The organism is Rhodococcus ruitaii (assembly GCF_055230935.1).
Map to the genome: position 1 here is coordinate 126,846 of NZ_JBUYWC010000006.1, position 15,105 is coordinate 141,950.

At 66.1% G+C, this 15,105-nt stretch carries 16 protein-coding genes; 7 read left to right on the forward strand and 9 right to left on the reverse strand.

Going from position 1 to position 15,105, the window contains the following annotated elements:
- Positions 1 to 182: 182 nt before the first annotated feature.
- The 3 genes from ACZI8W_RS09205 to ACZI8W_RS09215 all read right to left on the reverse strand — a co-directional run bounded on the left by ACZI8W_RS09205 (position 183) and on the right by ACZI8W_RS09215 (position 2,584).
- Positions 183 to 968, reverse strand: coding sequence for a pirin family protein (locus ACZI8W_RS09205; protein WP_463368188.1), 786 nt, complete (start codon positions 966 to 968; stop codon positions 183 to 185).
- Between the two features lie 18 nt (positions 969 to 986).
- Entirely contained in the window at positions 987 to 1,994 is a 1,008-nt protein-coding gene (locus ACZI8W_RS09210; protein ID WP_463368189.1) for a pirin family protein, read from the reverse strand.
- 71 nt (positions 1,995 to 2,065) lie between these two features.
- The gene (locus tag ACZI8W_RS09215; RefSeq protein WP_463368190.1) at positions 2,066 to 2,584 is read right to left on the reverse strand and encodes a VOC family protein; all 519 of its coding nucleotides are present in this window, start codon (positions 2,582 to 2,584) and stop codon (positions 2,066 to 2,068) included.
- Positions 2,585 to 2,697: 113 nt separating this feature from the next.
- Between ACZI8W_RS09215 and ACZI8W_RS09220 the strand changes: the two genes are divergently transcribed.
- The 3 genes from ACZI8W_RS09220 to ACZI8W_RS09230 all read left to right on the forward strand — a co-directional run bounded on the left by ACZI8W_RS09220 (position 2,698) and on the right by ACZI8W_RS09230 (position 4,051).
- Positions 2,698 to 3,168: a MarR family winged helix-turn-helix transcriptional regulator gene (locus ACZI8W_RS09220; protein ID WP_463368191.1), complete on the forward strand. Its 471-nt coding sequence runs from the start codon at positions 2,698 to 2,700 to the stop codon at positions 3,166 to 3,168.
- Positions 3,169 to 3,251: 83 nt separating this feature from the next.
- Complete coding sequence (locus ACZI8W_RS09225; protein ID WP_463368192.1) at positions 3,252 to 3,581, forward strand: GNAT family N-acetyltransferase; 330 nt, start codon at positions 3,252 to 3,254, stop codon at positions 3,579 to 3,581.
- Entirely contained in the window at positions 3,578 to 4,051 is a 474-nt protein-coding gene (locus ACZI8W_RS09230; RefSeq protein ID WP_463368193.1) for a carboxymuconolactone decarboxylase family protein, read from the forward strand. Before ACZI8W_RS09225 ends, ACZI8W_RS09230 begins: the two co-directional genes overlap by 4 nt.
- Here ACZI8W_RS09230 and ACZI8W_RS09235 read toward each other — a convergent pair.
- On the reverse strand, positions 3,993 to 4,712 hold the full coding sequence (locus tag ACZI8W_RS09235) for a phosphatase PAP2 family protein (protein WP_463368194.1): 720 nt from the start codon (positions 4,710 to 4,712) through the stop codon (positions 3,993 to 3,995). The two genes, ACZI8W_RS09230 and ACZI8W_RS09235, sit on opposite strands and share 59 nt — an antisense overlap.
- 77 nt (positions 4,713 to 4,789) lie before the next feature.
- Between ACZI8W_RS09235 and ACZI8W_RS09240 the strand changes: the two genes are divergently transcribed.
- Positions 4,790 to 5,209 carry a glutaredoxin family protein gene (locus ACZI8W_RS09240; protein WP_463368195.1) on the forward strand — a complete coding sequence of 140 codons (420 nt, stop codon included), beginning with the start codon at positions 4,790 to 4,792 and terminating at the stop codon, positions 5,207 to 5,209.
- An 87-nt stretch (positions 5,210 to 5,296) separates the two neighbouring features.
- On the opposite strand, the gene ACZI8W_RS09245 is transcribed toward ACZI8W_RS09240, so the two are convergent.
- Positions 5,297 to 6,232, reverse strand: a complete 936-nt coding sequence (locus tag ACZI8W_RS09245) for a LysR substrate-binding domain-containing protein (RefSeq protein WP_463368196.1) — start codon at positions 6,230 to 6,232, stop codon at positions 5,297 to 5,299.
- 91 nt (positions 6,233 to 6,323) lie between these two features.
- Between ACZI8W_RS09245 and mqo the strand changes: the two genes are divergently transcribed.
- Positions 6,324 to 7,727: a malate dehydrogenase (quinone) gene (mqo, locus tag ACZI8W_RS09250; protein WP_463368197.1), complete on the forward strand. Its 1,404-nt coding sequence runs from the start codon at positions 6,324 to 6,326 to the stop codon at positions 7,725 to 7,727.
- Between the two features lie 36 nt (positions 7,728 to 7,763).
- On the opposite strand, the gene ACZI8W_RS09255 is transcribed toward mqo, so the two are convergent.
- Positions 7,764 to 10,355, reverse strand: coding sequence for a multicopper oxidase domain-containing protein (locus tag ACZI8W_RS09255; RefSeq protein ID WP_463368198.1), 2,592 nt, complete (start codon positions 10,353 to 10,355; stop codon positions 7,764 to 7,766).
- Positions 10,356 to 10,738: 383 nt separating this feature from the next.
- On the opposite strand from ACZI8W_RS09255, the gene ACZI8W_RS09260 reads away from it, so the two are divergent.
- Together ACZI8W_RS09260 and ACZI8W_RS09265 are read left to right on the forward strand one after the other, a co-directional pair.
- The gene (locus ACZI8W_RS09260; protein ID WP_463368199.1) at positions 10,739 to 11,077 is read left to right on the forward strand and encodes a type VII secretion target; all 339 of its coding nucleotides are present in this window, start codon (positions 10,739 to 10,741) and stop codon (positions 11,075 to 11,077) included.
- Positions 11,074 to 12,306: a hypothetical protein gene (locus tag ACZI8W_RS09265; protein WP_463368200.1), complete on the forward strand. Its 1,233-nt coding sequence runs from the start codon at positions 11,074 to 11,076 to the stop codon at positions 12,304 to 12,306. Before ACZI8W_RS09260 ends, ACZI8W_RS09265 begins: the two co-directional genes overlap by 4 nt.
- A 75-nt stretch (positions 12,307 to 12,381) precedes the next feature.
- On the opposite strand, the gene ACZI8W_RS09270 is transcribed toward ACZI8W_RS09265, so the two are convergent.
- The 3 genes from ACZI8W_RS09270 to ACZI8W_RS09280 all read right to left on the reverse strand — a co-directional run bounded on the left by ACZI8W_RS09270 (position 12,382) and on the right by ACZI8W_RS09280 (position 15,038).
- Positions 12,382 to 13,032, reverse strand: a complete 651-nt coding sequence (locus ACZI8W_RS09270) for a hypothetical protein (RefSeq protein WP_463368201.1) — start codon at positions 13,030 to 13,032, stop codon at positions 12,382 to 12,384.
- The gene (gene hisS, locus ACZI8W_RS09275) at positions 13,019 to 14,293 is read right to left on the reverse strand and encodes a histidine--tRNA ligase (protein ID WP_463368202.1); all 1,275 of its coding nucleotides are present in this window, start codon (positions 14,291 to 14,293) and stop codon (positions 13,019 to 13,021) included. The genes ACZI8W_RS09270 and hisS overlap by 14 nt, the downstream gene beginning before the upstream one ends.
- Positions 14,294 to 14,354: 61 nt before the next feature.
- Positions 14,355 to 15,038, reverse strand: a complete 684-nt coding sequence (locus ACZI8W_RS09280; protein WP_463368282.1) for an MBL fold metallo-hydrolase — start codon at positions 15,036 to 15,038, stop codon at positions 14,355 to 14,357.
- Positions 15,039 to 15,105 lie beyond the last annotated feature (67 nt).

The following is a 15,105-nucleotide window of genomic DNA, read 5'->3' on the forward strand; positions in this document are numbered from 1 at the left end:
ACGTCACCGGTCGCTGCCCCCGAGCACACGGCCCAAGGCCTTTCGGGGACAGCTCCGGTGCGTCGAGGAACTCGCTCGCGCATCACTCTGTGACGAACGGCGCACGTCGCCACCGCTGCGCCGGACCGAGTTCGATGCAGAGGTCGGATTCACGAGCGCGTACGGCGACGCTCCGGCGGAGGTCAGCCGCCGACGGTGGCGTGCATCTCCCACACGAGGAGCTCGGCGTTCGTATCGGTGCTGAGCTGTTGCCCACCTCCACCGCTGACTCGTACCGCGTCGCCTTCGGCGAGCAGCCCCACCCCTTCGAGAGCGGCGTTGCCGCGAGCGACGAACACATGCAGGAACGGTGCGTCGGGTAGCGAGACCGGATGCCCGGGCTGCATCCGCGACACATGCAGCGCCGCATCCCGATTCCGGATACGGATGGCCGCGTGGTCTGCGTGGGTCTTCATTCCGGAGGCGATGGGGACGAGTCCCCCGGAGAGCAGTTCGCGATCGATTTCGAGTTGCTCGTATCCCGGGGTCACTCCGGCTTCATCGGGCAGCACCCACATCTGGACGAAGTGCACGGGGGTATCGTGCTGTTCGGCGTGGAGACCGGTAGCGCCGTCGAAACGCCACGAGTCGTTCCTCTCCGAGTGCAGGATTCCGGAGCCGGCGGTCATGCGCTGAGCCAGACCGGGATAGATGATTCCGGCATGGCCCGTCGAATCCTGGTGGACGAGCGATCCTTGCAGGACCCAGGTGACGATCTCCATGTCCTGGTGGGGGTGTGTATCGAAACCCTGACCGGGGGTGACGATGTCGTCGTTGTTGACCATCAGCACACCGTGGTGGGTGTTCACAGGGTCGTAGTGGTGACCGAAGGAGAAGGAATGCTTCGAATCGAGCCAGTCGATCTTCGTCTTCAGTCGGTCATGGGCGCGGCGGACTTCGAGGCGCGGTTCCTTGACGGTGGTGCTCATGGTGGTCGATTCTCCGGGTCAGCAGTTCGGGTCGGTGGTGGGCGGGTTGCGGCGGGGCCGAATTCGGGCATTCGGCAGAGGTGGGGCGGGGAGTCGCGCGACATCGCCACCGTAGCCTTCGACGCGCCCGAACCTGTCGGATTCGCTCTGCCAGGCGTCGCGGTAGGCGACGATCTCGTCGTGGGAACGACCGACGAAGTTCCACCACATGACGATCTCCTCACCGAACGGTGTGCCACCCAGAAGGATCAGGCGAGCGGGTTCGCCGGTGCGGTTGGTCAGTGTCAGCCGAGGTACACCGGTGCCGACGTAGCCGAGCGCAGCGCGTTGCAGGACGGTGTCGAACAGCGCCACTTCTCCGGTGTCGACGAGGACTCCGTGTTCGAACGCGGTATCGATGTCGAGGGTGATAGTGGCATCGGGGTCGACGACGATCTCGGCGCCGAGCAGCGGGGTGAAGGTGCGGACGGGTGCAGTGTCGCCGGCGAGAGTACCGAGGAACACCCTGCTGGTGCCGCCGCCGAGGTCGATGGGTTCGGGCACGTGGTGCTGAAAATCGCGTGGGGCGTCGCGGTCGGATCCGGGGAGCGCCACCCACAGCTGCACCCCGTGCAGGATGCCGGTCGCCGGTGTCGAGACCTCGGAGTGGCAGATGCCGTATCCACCCGTCATCAGGTTCATCTCCCCCGGCAGCACCATAGCGTGCACGCCGTCGCTGTCCCGGTGCTCGATCTCACCGGTGAACAGCCAGCTCACGGTCTGCAGGCCGGTATGCGGGTGAGGAGCGACGTCCATACCGCCGGTGGCAGAGATGTCGTCGGGCCCGTAGTGGTCGACGAAGCACCACGCACCGATGAGTGAGCGCTGCCGTTGAGGCAGGGTACGTCGTACCCTCATAGCTCGCGGACCACCGAGCGGCACCTCGCGCGCGGTGATGATCTCGACGTGTGGGTTCCGGATGTCGCCGACCGGACGGTCCTCGGTCCGGCAGCGCAGTTCGACAGGGCTGGCGTCGGTATTGCTCATCTCGATCGTGGCCTTCCGGTTCGGTGCGGATCTCGTGGCTCGGGTCTGCGCTACCGCGACTGCGCGTTCACCTACCCGTCGCTAACGGTTCGGAGGATCGTCGAACCGTACATCTCACCGAGCGGATCGGCGATGAGTTCGAGTCTTTCGCCGTCGGGGCCCGAGAAATACAGTGATACCTCGCTGTGTTCGACGAGGTCGATACCGGCGGCTGTCAGTTTGTCGCGCAGGTACTCCCATGCGGGGAGTTCCATACTGATCGCGATGTGATGAAGCCCGCCCAGCACCTCCCGGTAGGGCCCGACGTCGAGACCGGGGAAGTCGAAGAACGCCAAGAGGTTTCCATTCCCAATGTCGAAGAAGAAGTGTGACGATCCGGGATAGTCGCGGTTCTCGATCAGCTCTACCAGGGGGAATTCGAGCAGGTCCTGGTAGAACGTCACGGTGCGCTCGACGTCGCCGCTCACGATGGCCGTGTGATGCAATCCCCGCGCCGATGACGGCGGACGTGAGCCCTCGGACAATAGATGGCGATCGCGGATCTCCTCGCGTCGCTGTGCCCACGAATCGTCAGATTGCGCGGTTGCCATCGCGACCCCCTAGCCGACCGGCAGCGGACGCCCATCTGCCGAATCAATTGAACTTGCAGATCATCATGGCAGATCGATAGTTGCTTAGTCAACTATCTGCTAGGATAAGTGCCATGGAACCGACAAGATGGCTGACCCACGACGAGCACCGGCTGTGGCGTTCCTACCTCGACACCACCCGCATGCTTGTCCAGGATCTGGACAAGCAGCTCGCGCGCGACTCGGGGATCTCGTTCGCCGACTACGAGATCCTCGTCCTACTGTCCGAAGCAAGAGATCGCAGACTCCGGATGCGGGACCTCTCCGACGCGAGCACCACCACCCGCAGCGGCATCACTCGCGCGATCACCCGCATGGAAGCCGCAGGATGGGTGCACCGCGTCGACTGCCAGTCCGACAAACGAGGTGCATGGGCCGAGTTGACCGACAAAGGCGCCGCGACACTCGCCTCGGCCGGCCCCGGCCATGTCGACGCGGTACGCGCGGCCATGTTCGACATCCTCTCCCCCGACGATCTGACCGTGATCGCCGATGCCTTCTCCGCCATGCGCGACCACCTGCAGGAGCGTCGGCGTACGACCTGACCGGAAGGTCTCCGCACACGACCGACACGTCGGCCATACCCGGCTACGCTCGAACCGGCCGCATTCATCGGAAGGACGCAGACATGCCTACGGATACCCCCGATCCACGCCTCGCTGACATCAGCGTCGCCCACAATCCCCAACGGAACCGCTACGAGATCCTCGACGGCGACACCGTCATCGGGCACACGGATTACCGCGCCGGTGAAGGTGTGCAGCGCGTGTTCGTCCACACCGAAGTGGACGCGAACTACGGTGGCCTCGGCTTCGCCGGCCGCCTCGTGAAGTTCGCGCTCGACGACGTCGCAGCACAGGGCGGACGCATCGTCCCCGTGTGCCCGTACGTCGCCAAGTACGTCACCGAGCACCACGATTACGACAGCATCATCGACCCACCCGGAGCACCCGCATGATTCCCGGCGAGCGGATCTCGATCGACAAGCAGACCCGCCCGGTCTACCGCGCACAGGTGGCCGTCGCAGTCGCTGTCCGAGACGCAGTCAGCGATGCAGGCCTCGACAGGAAGCTCGCCGAACTCGTCAATGTGCGCGTGTCGCAGATCAACGAATGCGCGTACTGCCTCGACGTGCACATTCGGGACGCCCTGAAGGCGGGTGAGCGGGCACAGCGCCTCGCCGTACTACCCGCATGGCGCGATACGGATCTGTTCACCGACGCGGAGCGTGCCGCACTGACACTCGCCGAATTGGTGACCACCTTGCCGTCGTCGTACGAGCAGGACTGCCGCTACGCCGAAGCCACGAAGGCCCTCGACGACGCCCAGGTCTCCGCCGTCATCTGGGTTGCGATCGCAATGAACTCGTTCAACCGCATCTCGATCCTGAGCCGCCACCGAGTTCGCCCGGACGACTGGAAGGCCTGATCGGATCGGATTGCGAGCGCGCACCGACCCTCGCCACGACCGGGAGTAGCGTCGCCGTCATCAGCGATACCACGAGCACGCCCAACGCCATGCCCGAGAACACATCGTGGACGTAGTGCACACCGACGGTGACGCGGGAGAGACCGAGCACCACGGCAAGCGGTGCGACGAACCAGAGGGTCCGCCGGACGGCAAGCACACACGCGGTGGCAAAGGCCGCTGCGATCACGGAATGGTTCGACGGCCACGACCAGTCGCCGATCTCCGGACACTCCAGGACGGTCGCGACGTCCAGGGTCCGGCAGGGCCGCGGTTCGGTCACCACCAGCTTGATGAATTCGCTGAGCAGGTAGGCAGTGATCACCCCTGCTCCGGCCACGACGAGAATCCGGAAGGCGCGTCGGTCCTCGCGCCAGGACCACACCGCCAGTGCCCCCGCGGTGGCTACGAGGACGAGCAACCCCTTGTCCGCGACGACACCCGCGACCGGCCCGAGGAACGACGCCTCGAATGTCTGCGCAATCGCGAGATAGAGCTCGTCACGAACGGGCACAGCCGCCACAGCCAGCAACGCCAATACGACCGCCGTCGGCATCGCGGGGAGAAGCATCGACTGAACGAACTTCGGGGGAATTCGAGATGAACGCTCGGTGACAACCATGATCGACAACGCTAACGTGGCCGCTCCCCGGCTCGGCGTTCGACTCGCCCGACGGGACCGGCAGTACGCTGTGACCCATGTGGAGAACCTGGGTGCCATCGCTGGCAATCGCCGCGGTCGCGGTGCTCGTGCTGACAACCGGGGCCCTCACTCCCGCCTCGATCGCCATTGCGGTCGTCCTGTTCGCGCTCGCCTGGCTCGGATCCCCGCTGGCCTTCCCGCGCCACGTCGACGACGCAACCGCCCGTCTCGAGGCCGCCGACACGAATACTCCCGTGGTCTACTGGCGGCCGGGGTGCATGTTCTGTATGCGCCTGCGGGTATCCCTGCTCCACCGTGCCAATCGGGCGATCTGGGTGAACATCTGGCGCGACCGGGCAGCGGCAGCACGGGTGCGGGAGGCCAACCACGGGAACGAGACAGTACCCACCGTGTTCGTCGGGGAGGCCGCGCACACCAATCCTGATTCCGAGTGGATGCGCGCACAGCTCAGCTGAGCGGTGGTGCAGCGCCGGTCGCCGACGACGCGTGCGCCGTGCCCGGCACGCATCTGCGCGATCACTTTACTCGACCGTCTCCCCCGGTCACCGGGTCCCGGGAATGAACGCGTCCGCTCGGCGCACGAGGTGGTCGTGCAACCGCGCGACGGCCGGTGTCGGGCGATGATTCCCTCTGATCAGACCGATGCGGCGATCGCGGTCCCCTGTCAGCGGTATCCCGACGAGATCGCTGCGGGAGGTACCGCGGTCTGCGGTGACACTGTGCTCGGAAACCGGTAGGAGGGCAACGCCGAGCCCTTGCGCAACGAGTACGCGTGCCGTCTCGAACTCCCCGATCTCGAACGCCACTCGCGGCACGAAACCCGCTTCCTTGCACCAGATTTCGAGAAGTCGGCGCAGATGAAATTCGGGCGGGTTCGCGATGAACAACTCCTCCGCCAGTTCGGTCAGGTCTACCTGCGCCCGCTCCGCCAGCGGGTGCGACCGCGCGACGTGCAGCATGATGCGTTGTGTTCCGAGGTGCACGACCGGCAGGTCGTCCGGAGGCGGAATGACAACGGCCAGATCGAGACGACCGTCGCGGACCATCGAGCACAGGGCTTCGCCGTGAGCCTGAACGAGACCGAACCGGATACGTGGTGCGGTCTCGTGGAATTCGGCGAGCAGCGAAGGAATGCTCACCGGCCCGAGCGTGAGGGGAAACCCGAACCGGACTGCACCGCTCTCCGGGTCGGCACTACTGCGCACGACGTTCACCGCGTCACCGAGCATCCGGACCGCGCCGCGGGTACGTTCGTGGAGCTCGCGACCCGCCGCGGTCAGCGCGACACCCCGACCGGCCGGCTGGAAGAGTGCCACCCCGAGGATCTGCTCGAGCGTCTTGAGTCGCCTGCTCAGTGACGACTGCGGCACCCCCAGGACGGCGGCCGCGTGAGTGACGTGCCCCTCGGCTGCTGCAGTGTCGAACGCGGCGAGTAGCGGCACGATCTCGACGACCTCCGCAGATACATATCCATCCATATTCGGATGATAGAACAACCATGATCTCATTGGACGGTTCGATAGCCGCGGAGGAAGCTGGACTCATCCGCGTCAGAAGGAGTGTCTCCCCATGAGTGACAACACATCCGACACCATCCACGATGTCGTCCTGGTCGGCGGCGGGATCATGTCCGCAACCCTCGGAGCGATGCTCTCTCGTCTCGAGCCCGACGCCTCGGTCGTCCTCCTCGAACGCCTCGACGAGGTCGCCGGTGAGAGTTCCGCCGCATGGAACAACGCGGGCACCGGACACTCCGGCTATGCGGAACTCAACTACATGCCCGACCCCACCGATGGCACGACGGCGGAGGACATCGCGCGCCGGTTCCGGCTCTCCCGGCAGTTCTGGTCGTCGCTGGCAGCCACCGACATCATGCCGGAGTTCCTCACTCCCGCACCGCACATGGACCTCGTCTTCGGCGAACGAGACGTCGAGTACCTGCGCACCCGGGTGACGACCTTACGGACCTCACCCGCGTTCACCGAGATGGAGTACACCGAGGACCCCGAGACCATCCGCGAGTGGGCTCCCCTCCTGATCGAGGGCCGCACCGACACCGGCCCCATCGCCGCCTCACGCCATCGGGCCGGCACAGACGTCGATTTCGGTGCACTGACCCGGTGGCTCGTGGACGACATCGCAACCCGCGGCACCGACGTGCGCCTACGCCACGAAGTCACCCGCCTGCACCGCCGCGCCGATGGAGTGTGGGTTGTCTCCGGCCGAGACCGGACCACCGGGCAACACTTCCGTCTCACGTCGCGCTTCGTTTTCGTCGGTGCGGGAGGCTACGCACTGGAGTTGCTCCAGAAGGCGCGGGTCGACGAGGTCTGCGGATACGCCGTGTTCCCCGTCGGAGCGCAGTTCTTCCGCACCGACAACCCGGTGGTCGTCGCGCGGCACGACACCAAGGTCTACGGCCAGGCCGACGTCGGAGCTCCACCGATGTCGGTGCCGCACCTCGACCTGCGCGTGGTCGACGGGACACCGTCGTTGATGTTCGGGCCGTACGCGACATTCAGCACCCGACTCCTCCGACACGGCCGGCTGACCGATCTGTTCCGGACGATCCGCCTGCGCAACACCGTCTCGATGGTCACCGCCGGCCTGCGCAACCTGGCTCTCGTGCGGTACCTCCTCGGGCAACTCACCTCACCGAAGAAGCGCAAGTTCGAGCACCTCCGCCGGTTCTATCCCGGCGCCGATCCCGCCGATTGGTCCCTCGTCCAGGCCGGACAGCGAGCCCAGTTGATCAAACCGGACGAACACGGCCGCGGCGTGCTGATGTTCGGAACCGAACTGGTCACGAGCGCCGAGGGGACGATCGCCGGGCTACTCGGCGCGTCGCCGGGCGCTTCCATTGCTCCCGCCATCGTGGTCGACCTGCTCGCGCGCTGCTTTCCGGACCGGCAGGACGCCTGGGCACCCGCTCTCGGTGAACTGATACCGGACCTGTGGCACGACGCGGCATGAAGGCCCGCCTGCTGCTCTGTTCGGCTCCGCCCGGGGCTATTCGACGATGATCGTCCCCATGGCGCCGCGGTCTCCGTCGAACAGTCGGTGGTTGAGGAACGTGTAGGTGCCGGGTTCGAGGAACTGCAGTTCGACGAACCCGCCCTGCGCGACCGCGAGGTCGAGGACCTGTGATCCCCCACTGTCGGGATCGTCGGCACGCAACAGATATGCGCCCTCCTTGTAGACGGTGTCGAACTGACTCCCGACGACGTGGAAGCTGACGGTCGCGTTCGGACCGGCATCGAGCACCCAGACACGCACCCGGTCGCCGACCCCGGCATGCAGTGGTCGATGTACGTACTGGTCGGCGAACCCGTTGAACATCACCAGATCCGGGGTGCCCGCGGCAACCTTGTCCGCGTCGACCTCACCGTCTCCGAGGTACGCCTCCGACTGCACCATGAGGTACTCGGCGTCGACGGGGCCGAGACTCGGCGGATCGATGACGACCGCACCGAACATCCCGGCGGCGATGTGCACCGCCATCGGCGCGGTTGCGCAGTGGTACAGCCAGATTCCGCTGTGCTCGGCGCGGAATCGATAGACCAGCTCCTCACCCGGGTTGATCGTGCGCATCGGGTCATCGGGCCCGACCATCCCGGCGTGGAAGTCGATGGAATGCCCCATGCTTCCGTGGTTGATCATCGTGATCTCGAAGATGTCACCGACCCGCCCGCGCAGCGTGGGCCCCATCGGCTGCCCGTTGTAGGTCCACATCGTCTGAGGTACCCCCACCGCATAGTGACCCGGCACCTCGGTGATCTCGAAGGTGAAGCGATGTGTCGTTCCCTCGGGTGCGGGCGCGAGCAGCGGGTCACGCGCCACGAAATCCTCGCCAGGTACCGCAGCGAGGTCCACTGTCGGGGTCTCGCCGGTCGAACCGTGGTCGTGGCTCGTCACCGAGCCGTCCCCACCCTCGGCAACAATGTGGAACACCATGCCCTGTTGCCGGTGACCGACGATCGAACACCATCCTTCGATGTCGGTACCGACCACACCCACGTCGAGAGTCGCGGACTCCCCCGGCGCCACTCTGCCGGTGTCGTGGCCGGTGGCCAGGACCAGGTCGTGCACCTGATCGTCGGAGTTGGTGAAGGTGAGAACGAGGCGGTCGCCCGCCGGTACGGTGACAGTCTCGGGAGTGAAGCGCATTCCGACCGCCTCGACGTGGATTTCGGTGGTGTCGCCGGTCGGGGTGACACCGGCCGAGGCGTCCTGATCACCGATACCCCCACCACCGATACCCGATGTGACGGCGGCGACGAGCGCCAGGCACGCCAACGCGGAGGTGGCTTGCAGGCCACGTTGATGGGTGGCGGGAACACGTTTCGGTGCGACGTGCCCCGACATCACGGCACGGCGACCCGCAACCGACGCTTTGGCGCTGGTGATCATGATCGGCAGGAACATCACGAATGCCAGCATGATCAGCGCAGTGACCCCCACCCGCATCCAGCTCGCAAGCGGAAGCAGGTTCAGCAGCAGGCCGACGTTGATGACGACAATGCGCCAGACCCACCATCGGTTCATCTTGTCGACGCCCGCGCCGACCACCTCCGGCCCGCCACCCATCAGGGTGGGCAGCAGATGGCTCATGACGCCGAACAACAATTGCGCTGCGAATCCGGCCAGGAAGGGAACGGTCATCAGCGTCGCCCTGTCGGGGTCCATCGGGCCCGTCGCGAGCACGATCGCCAAGCTCGCAAGCGACCCGAGCAACCACAGCATCGCCGCTGTGACGGAGGCGGCGGCATAGCCGGCGGGCGGACGTGTGAGGGCGCCCCGCAACAGCGGTGCTGCCACGACGACCCACCCGGCGAGATAGACAGCGCAGCCGACCGCCGCACCGAGCGGATGCCCGGTCAACGCGCCGACCATGAACAAGGCGATACCGACGAGCAGAATCACCAGGGCGACGGGACGCCGTCCTGCCTCGCTCCTCGGCATTCCGATCAGATTCGGGTACAGCACGGTGAGCACACCCGCGGCGGCCAACCCCAGGAACCCGAGGATGTTCATGGCCTGGTGAGCGAGCAGGAAGCCGGCTTCTGCCTGCTCGGTTGCTCCGTAGGCCAGCACGGCACCGAATCCGGCACCGAACGGCAACAGCGCCGACGAGGCAACCAGGAACCACACGCTCGGCGTGTGCTCGGCCGGGCCGTCCCCCGCCTCGGCTCTCGCGCGCTGCGCGCGCCGGATCAGCAGCAACAGCGCGATCGCATGCCAGGACACCATTGCTCCGACGAGTACCGATCCGGCGAGGGTGACGGGGAACCAGCCACCGACGACACCGATGATCGTGACAACGATCCCCGCGTTGAGCAGATAGATCTTGACCAGCTGAGACCTCCGCTCGGATTCGGGGAGGTGATATTCCAGAAAGCGCTCGGCGAGCGCCTGAGACCACACCACGATGGAGTTGGTGACGGCGCCGAGAGTGAACAGGTGCACAAGCAGCCAGCGCGACTCCGGAAGAAACGGATGTGTGAGCCCGGCGAGAATCAGCAGCACGAGCCACACGCGCACGGGCATGCCAGCTCGCTGATGCCAGCTCTTGGGTCGCTTCGCGGGGTGTGTGGTGGTCACGGCTCGATGGTAGGACTGCGCAGGCATCGAATACTACCTACTGTCGTAGCCCCCACATCGCGGGTGGCGAAATCCCGCAAAGATATCCGACGAAGGCCTCTACCCAACAGGCCCGGGTTCTTCAGATGAGCATCGGAGGACTGAGCAGTTCGGGTACCGGGAAGCGGGCCGACGCCGGCCTGAGCGCTCGAGCCCGGGCAGCGCACCACCGTCCGCGTTGTCCACCGCATGCCCACAATCGAACACTTGCACTAGATAGCGTCAACCATACCAGCGAGTTTGTGTTCGATCATCGCCATCGCCAGCCCGACGGCGAAGGCCCGGTCGCACAGACGGACACCTCGAGCTAAAGTGCTCCTCACGTTGATATCGAGGGGGGTTCGATGAGCGGTTTGTTTCCCGGTGCCGGAATCCGGGTGGTTCCCGATGGAGTGCGGATGTACGGAAGCACCAATCTCCGTGCAGCAGAACAGGTCGCACAGGCCGGATCGATGGACCTGGGGGCGAACGTCTCGTCACTGAGTCCGGCCATGGGATTGATCGGCGCCGACTTCCTCGCGGCCTTCGTGGCCGCGCAGAGCGAACACACGCGCGCGGTCGGGCAACTGACACTCGCGTACGCATCCAATGGCGTTGCCGCACATGAGGCCGCAGCCGCGTACGACGGCACCGACGCCGCCACCGCCATCGCCCTCGCGCGTTCCAACGGGAGCCTGGCGTGAGCGCCACGGCGCCCCTGCCGGCGCCCGAAGCCTCACCGACCGTGCTCGACGCGTTGCACGCATCGCCAGTGGCGCCGGTACTCGACATGCCCCTACCGCCGGTGCCGGAGATGCCCACCTTCACGCCACCGGCTGCACCCGGGCCGGAATCGATTGCAGAACTGCTGCAGTCGATTCCTGTTCCCACGCTGCCCGAGATCGACGAACTGCTCCGGCCGATCGCCGAACTCGGCAACATGTTCGGCACCGGCGTGTGCGAGGCACTCGATCCTTCGTCCCTTCTCCAGCAGGGTTCGCACCTTCTCGACGGTGCTGCGTCGCTCGGTCGATCAGCCCTGGCCGTACTGCCCGAATCGTGGGAGGGCACTGCCGCCGAGACTGCGGCCGATCACTCGACGAGAGCGCAGATTGCGTCCTACGAATTGAGCGAACGCGGCAACCTCATCGGTCAGGTGACCCGCGCGGCGACAGCAACCGTGGAGCGCGGGAACATCGAGTTGACCGGCATCGCACAGTCTTTCATCGCATCGGCAGTGGCGACCGCGCCGGTGGCGATGACTCCGCCCGGGCAGGCAGCACTGATCGCGTCGGCCGTCGAGCACGTCAGTTCGGCGCTCGCAGTCGTCGCACGCACCCGCGGAGAACTGACCGGGCACACCGTGGCAATGAACGCCTTGACTCCCCCCATCCCGGTGCCGGCACCTGCCTTGACCTCGATACCGCTCGATCCGAGCACGGTCGCGAGCACGGTCTCGGGTGCGGTCCAGCCCATCGGTGAGGTCTTCTCCGGCACCGCAGGTGGGCCTGCTTCGACCTTCCCCACCTCCACCGTGCCCACCGGCGCAGCTGCCACGATGGCGGCCTCGGCCACGTCCGGTGTCGGCGCCGCAGCCCTCGGCGCGGGAAGTCCGAGTGCGGCGTACGGTAGCGCGGCCGGAAGCTACGGAGCGGCGAATGCCGGTGCGGCAGCGATGCCGTCGGCCGGCGCACCTTTTGCCATGGCCCCGACCTCCAGCGGCACGGGCCCAGTGAGCACCGCGAACCCCGGCACCGGGGCGGCGCGCAGCCCTGTCCTCGGTGGCGCACCGATAGCTGCAGCGAACCGAGGTGAGGACACCGAACACCGCAGTCGGGGCATTCTCGTCACCTCCGGAAACAGCAGCGAAGTGGTCGGCGAGATGCCGTTCGTGACCCCCGCGGTGATCGGGGCTGTCGACGACGACTGGTGAACGGCCGGCGCCATCGCACCCGGACGCCACTTCCTTCGATGGAGGCCTTCCGGACCCCGAGAGGGTCCGGAAGGCCTACTCGACGAGAGATGCAACCTCGTGATCGGTCAGCGTCGTCTGCGGTACCCGCCCCGCCGCACGGGCCAGTTCGACCGCGCGGTACAACGGGCGCTCACTCAACTCCGCGCCCCGCGCTTCCGCGCGTAGTTGTTCGACGAGCACCGACGAGATAGCGGCCGCGGATGCAAGTTCACTCGAGGCGAACGCATCTGCCAATTTTCGTAGAGCAAGAATATCCAGCTCGCGGCCGCCTTCGCCGCTGTACAGCGCAATCGGCACCATGATCAGGCCGTGGCTGCCATCGTTGACCCGCACGATGACCTGCGATACCCGGGCCGTGCGCACGAGAAGTTCGATCCCCGCGAGACACTCGAGTTCGACGCTGCGTGATCGGAACAATCCACTCGCAGTGACCACGGTGCCGACGAGCCGAATATGCCGCTTCGTCGCAGCGAGTGCGCCGAGTGCCGGTGGCAGCCCGACCACAGCGGCGACAAGGGCAGCAACCCACCAGGGGACGGCGAGCCACACGATCGCACCGACGATCAGACCGGCGAGAACAGCCACCATCGCGAGTTTGCGGGCGCGCGGTGCCAGCAGTTGCGCCGGAACGAGATCGAGGGCCACAGGCTCCGGCGGCGTGCGCCGGCCGTCAGGCGCGGTCAACTGCCTCACCTACACGTGCAACGATGTCGGAGATCGGCACCGTCTCCTGTTCGCCGTTGCGGAGATCCTTGATGACGATCTCCCCTGCGTCGAGTTCCCGGTCGCCGAGAACGAGGGCGATGACAGCACCAGACTTGTCGGCTGCCTTCATCGCACCCTTGAGACCGCGGCCACCGTAGGCGAGGTCGACGCGAATTCCCGCGGTCCGCAGACGCTGCGCCACGGGTACGAGCGCGATTCTCGCGGCATCACCCATCGGAATGCCGTACACCTCGCACCGCGCGGGGCTGCCCGCTGACCGACCCTCCGCGGCGAGAGCGAGGATGGTGCGATCGACCCCGAGCCCGAATCCGATGCCGGACAATGGCTGTCCGCCGAGTTGCTCCATGAGTCCGTCGTACCGGCCTCCACCGCCGATGCCGGACTGGGCGCCGAGGCCGTCGTGCACGAATTCGAACGTCGTCTTGGTGTAGTAGTCGAGTCCGCGCACCATGCGGGGGTTCACCACGTACGGCACCCCGAGCGCGTCGAGGTGTACACGCACTTCGTCGAAGTGTGCCTGCGCGGTGTCGGACAGATGATCGAGCATCAGCGGTGCGCCGGCGGTCATCTCCCGAACCTCGGGACGCTTGTCGTCGAGCACGCGCAGCGGGTTGATCTCCGCACGGCGACGCGTCTCCTCATCGAGCGGCAGGCCGAGCAGGAACTCCTGCAACTGTTCCCGATACTGCGGGCGGCAGGTGTCGTCGCCCAGCGAGGTGAGTTCGAGACGAAAATCTTCGAGACCGAGAGCACGGAAGCCGGCATCGGCGATGGCGATGACCTCTGCGTCGAGGGCAGGATCGTCGATGCCGATAGCCTCGACTCCGACCTGCTGCAGCTGCCGATAGCGACCCGCCTGAGGTCGCTCGTAGCGGAAGAAGGGGCCCGAGTACGACAACTTGACCGGTAGCTGCCCACGATCGAGGCCGTGCTCGATCACCGCGCGCATCACGCCGGCGGTGCCCTCCGGTCGGAGCGTGACCGATCGATCACCTCGATCGGCAAAGGTGTACATCTCCTTGGTGACGACATCGGTCGACTCGCCGACGCCACGTGCGAACAGTCCGGTGTCCTCGAAGATCGGAAGCTCGATGTGCCCGTATCCCGCCAGACGCGCGGCCCGGGTCAAACCGTCGCGTACCGCCACGAACTCGGCGGACTGAGGGGGAACGTAATCGGGCACACCTTTGGGAGCCGAAAACGTAGAGGCCTTGCTCACTGTCGCTGCTTTCTCTCGTCGGAAGGTTCTGCTGCCCAGCTGTGGCCGCGCGGAGCCGTTGTCAGCGGGATCCGGTGAGGCCGACCAGGAACGGGTTGGAGGCGCGCTCCTGCCCGATGGTGCTGGATCCGCCGTGCCCGGGCAGGATCGCGGTGGTGTCGTCGAGGACGAGCATCTTCTCGGCGATCGACACGAGCAACTGCTCGTGGTTGCCGCCAGGCAGGTCGGAGCGGCCAATGGATCCTTGGAACAGCGTGTCGCCGGTCAAGGCGACCTCGAATTCGCCTCCGTCCGGGTTCGTGGTGCGGGTGCGCAGCACGACAGAGCCCTGGGTGTGGCCGGGAGTGTGGTCGACCGCGAACTTGATGCCCGCGTGCTCGATCTCGTCGCCGTCTGCGAGTTCGATCACCTCGTGCGGCTCGGTGAACGTGATTCCCTCGAGCATCGGAGCAAGGCTCGATCCCAGTCCGACACCGGGGTCGCTGAGCATGTGTCGGTCGTCCGGGTGGATGTAGGCGGGGATCGAGAATCGATCGGCAACCGTCTGGGCAGACCACACGTGGTCGAGGTGACCGTGCGTGAGCAGGACCGCACGCGGAGTCATGTCGGAGCCGGTGAGGAACTCGATCAGAGGCTCCGAGGCGTCCTGGCCTGGGTCGACGATGACGCACTCTTTCGCGTTGTCCTGCGCAAGGATGTAGCAGTTCGTCTGGAACATCCCAGCGGGAAATCCGGTTACGAGCACGAGCATCGCTCCTACGGTGTGGGCATTCGTGGTCTCGTACAGCCTAGGCGCTGTGCCCTGACGGCCG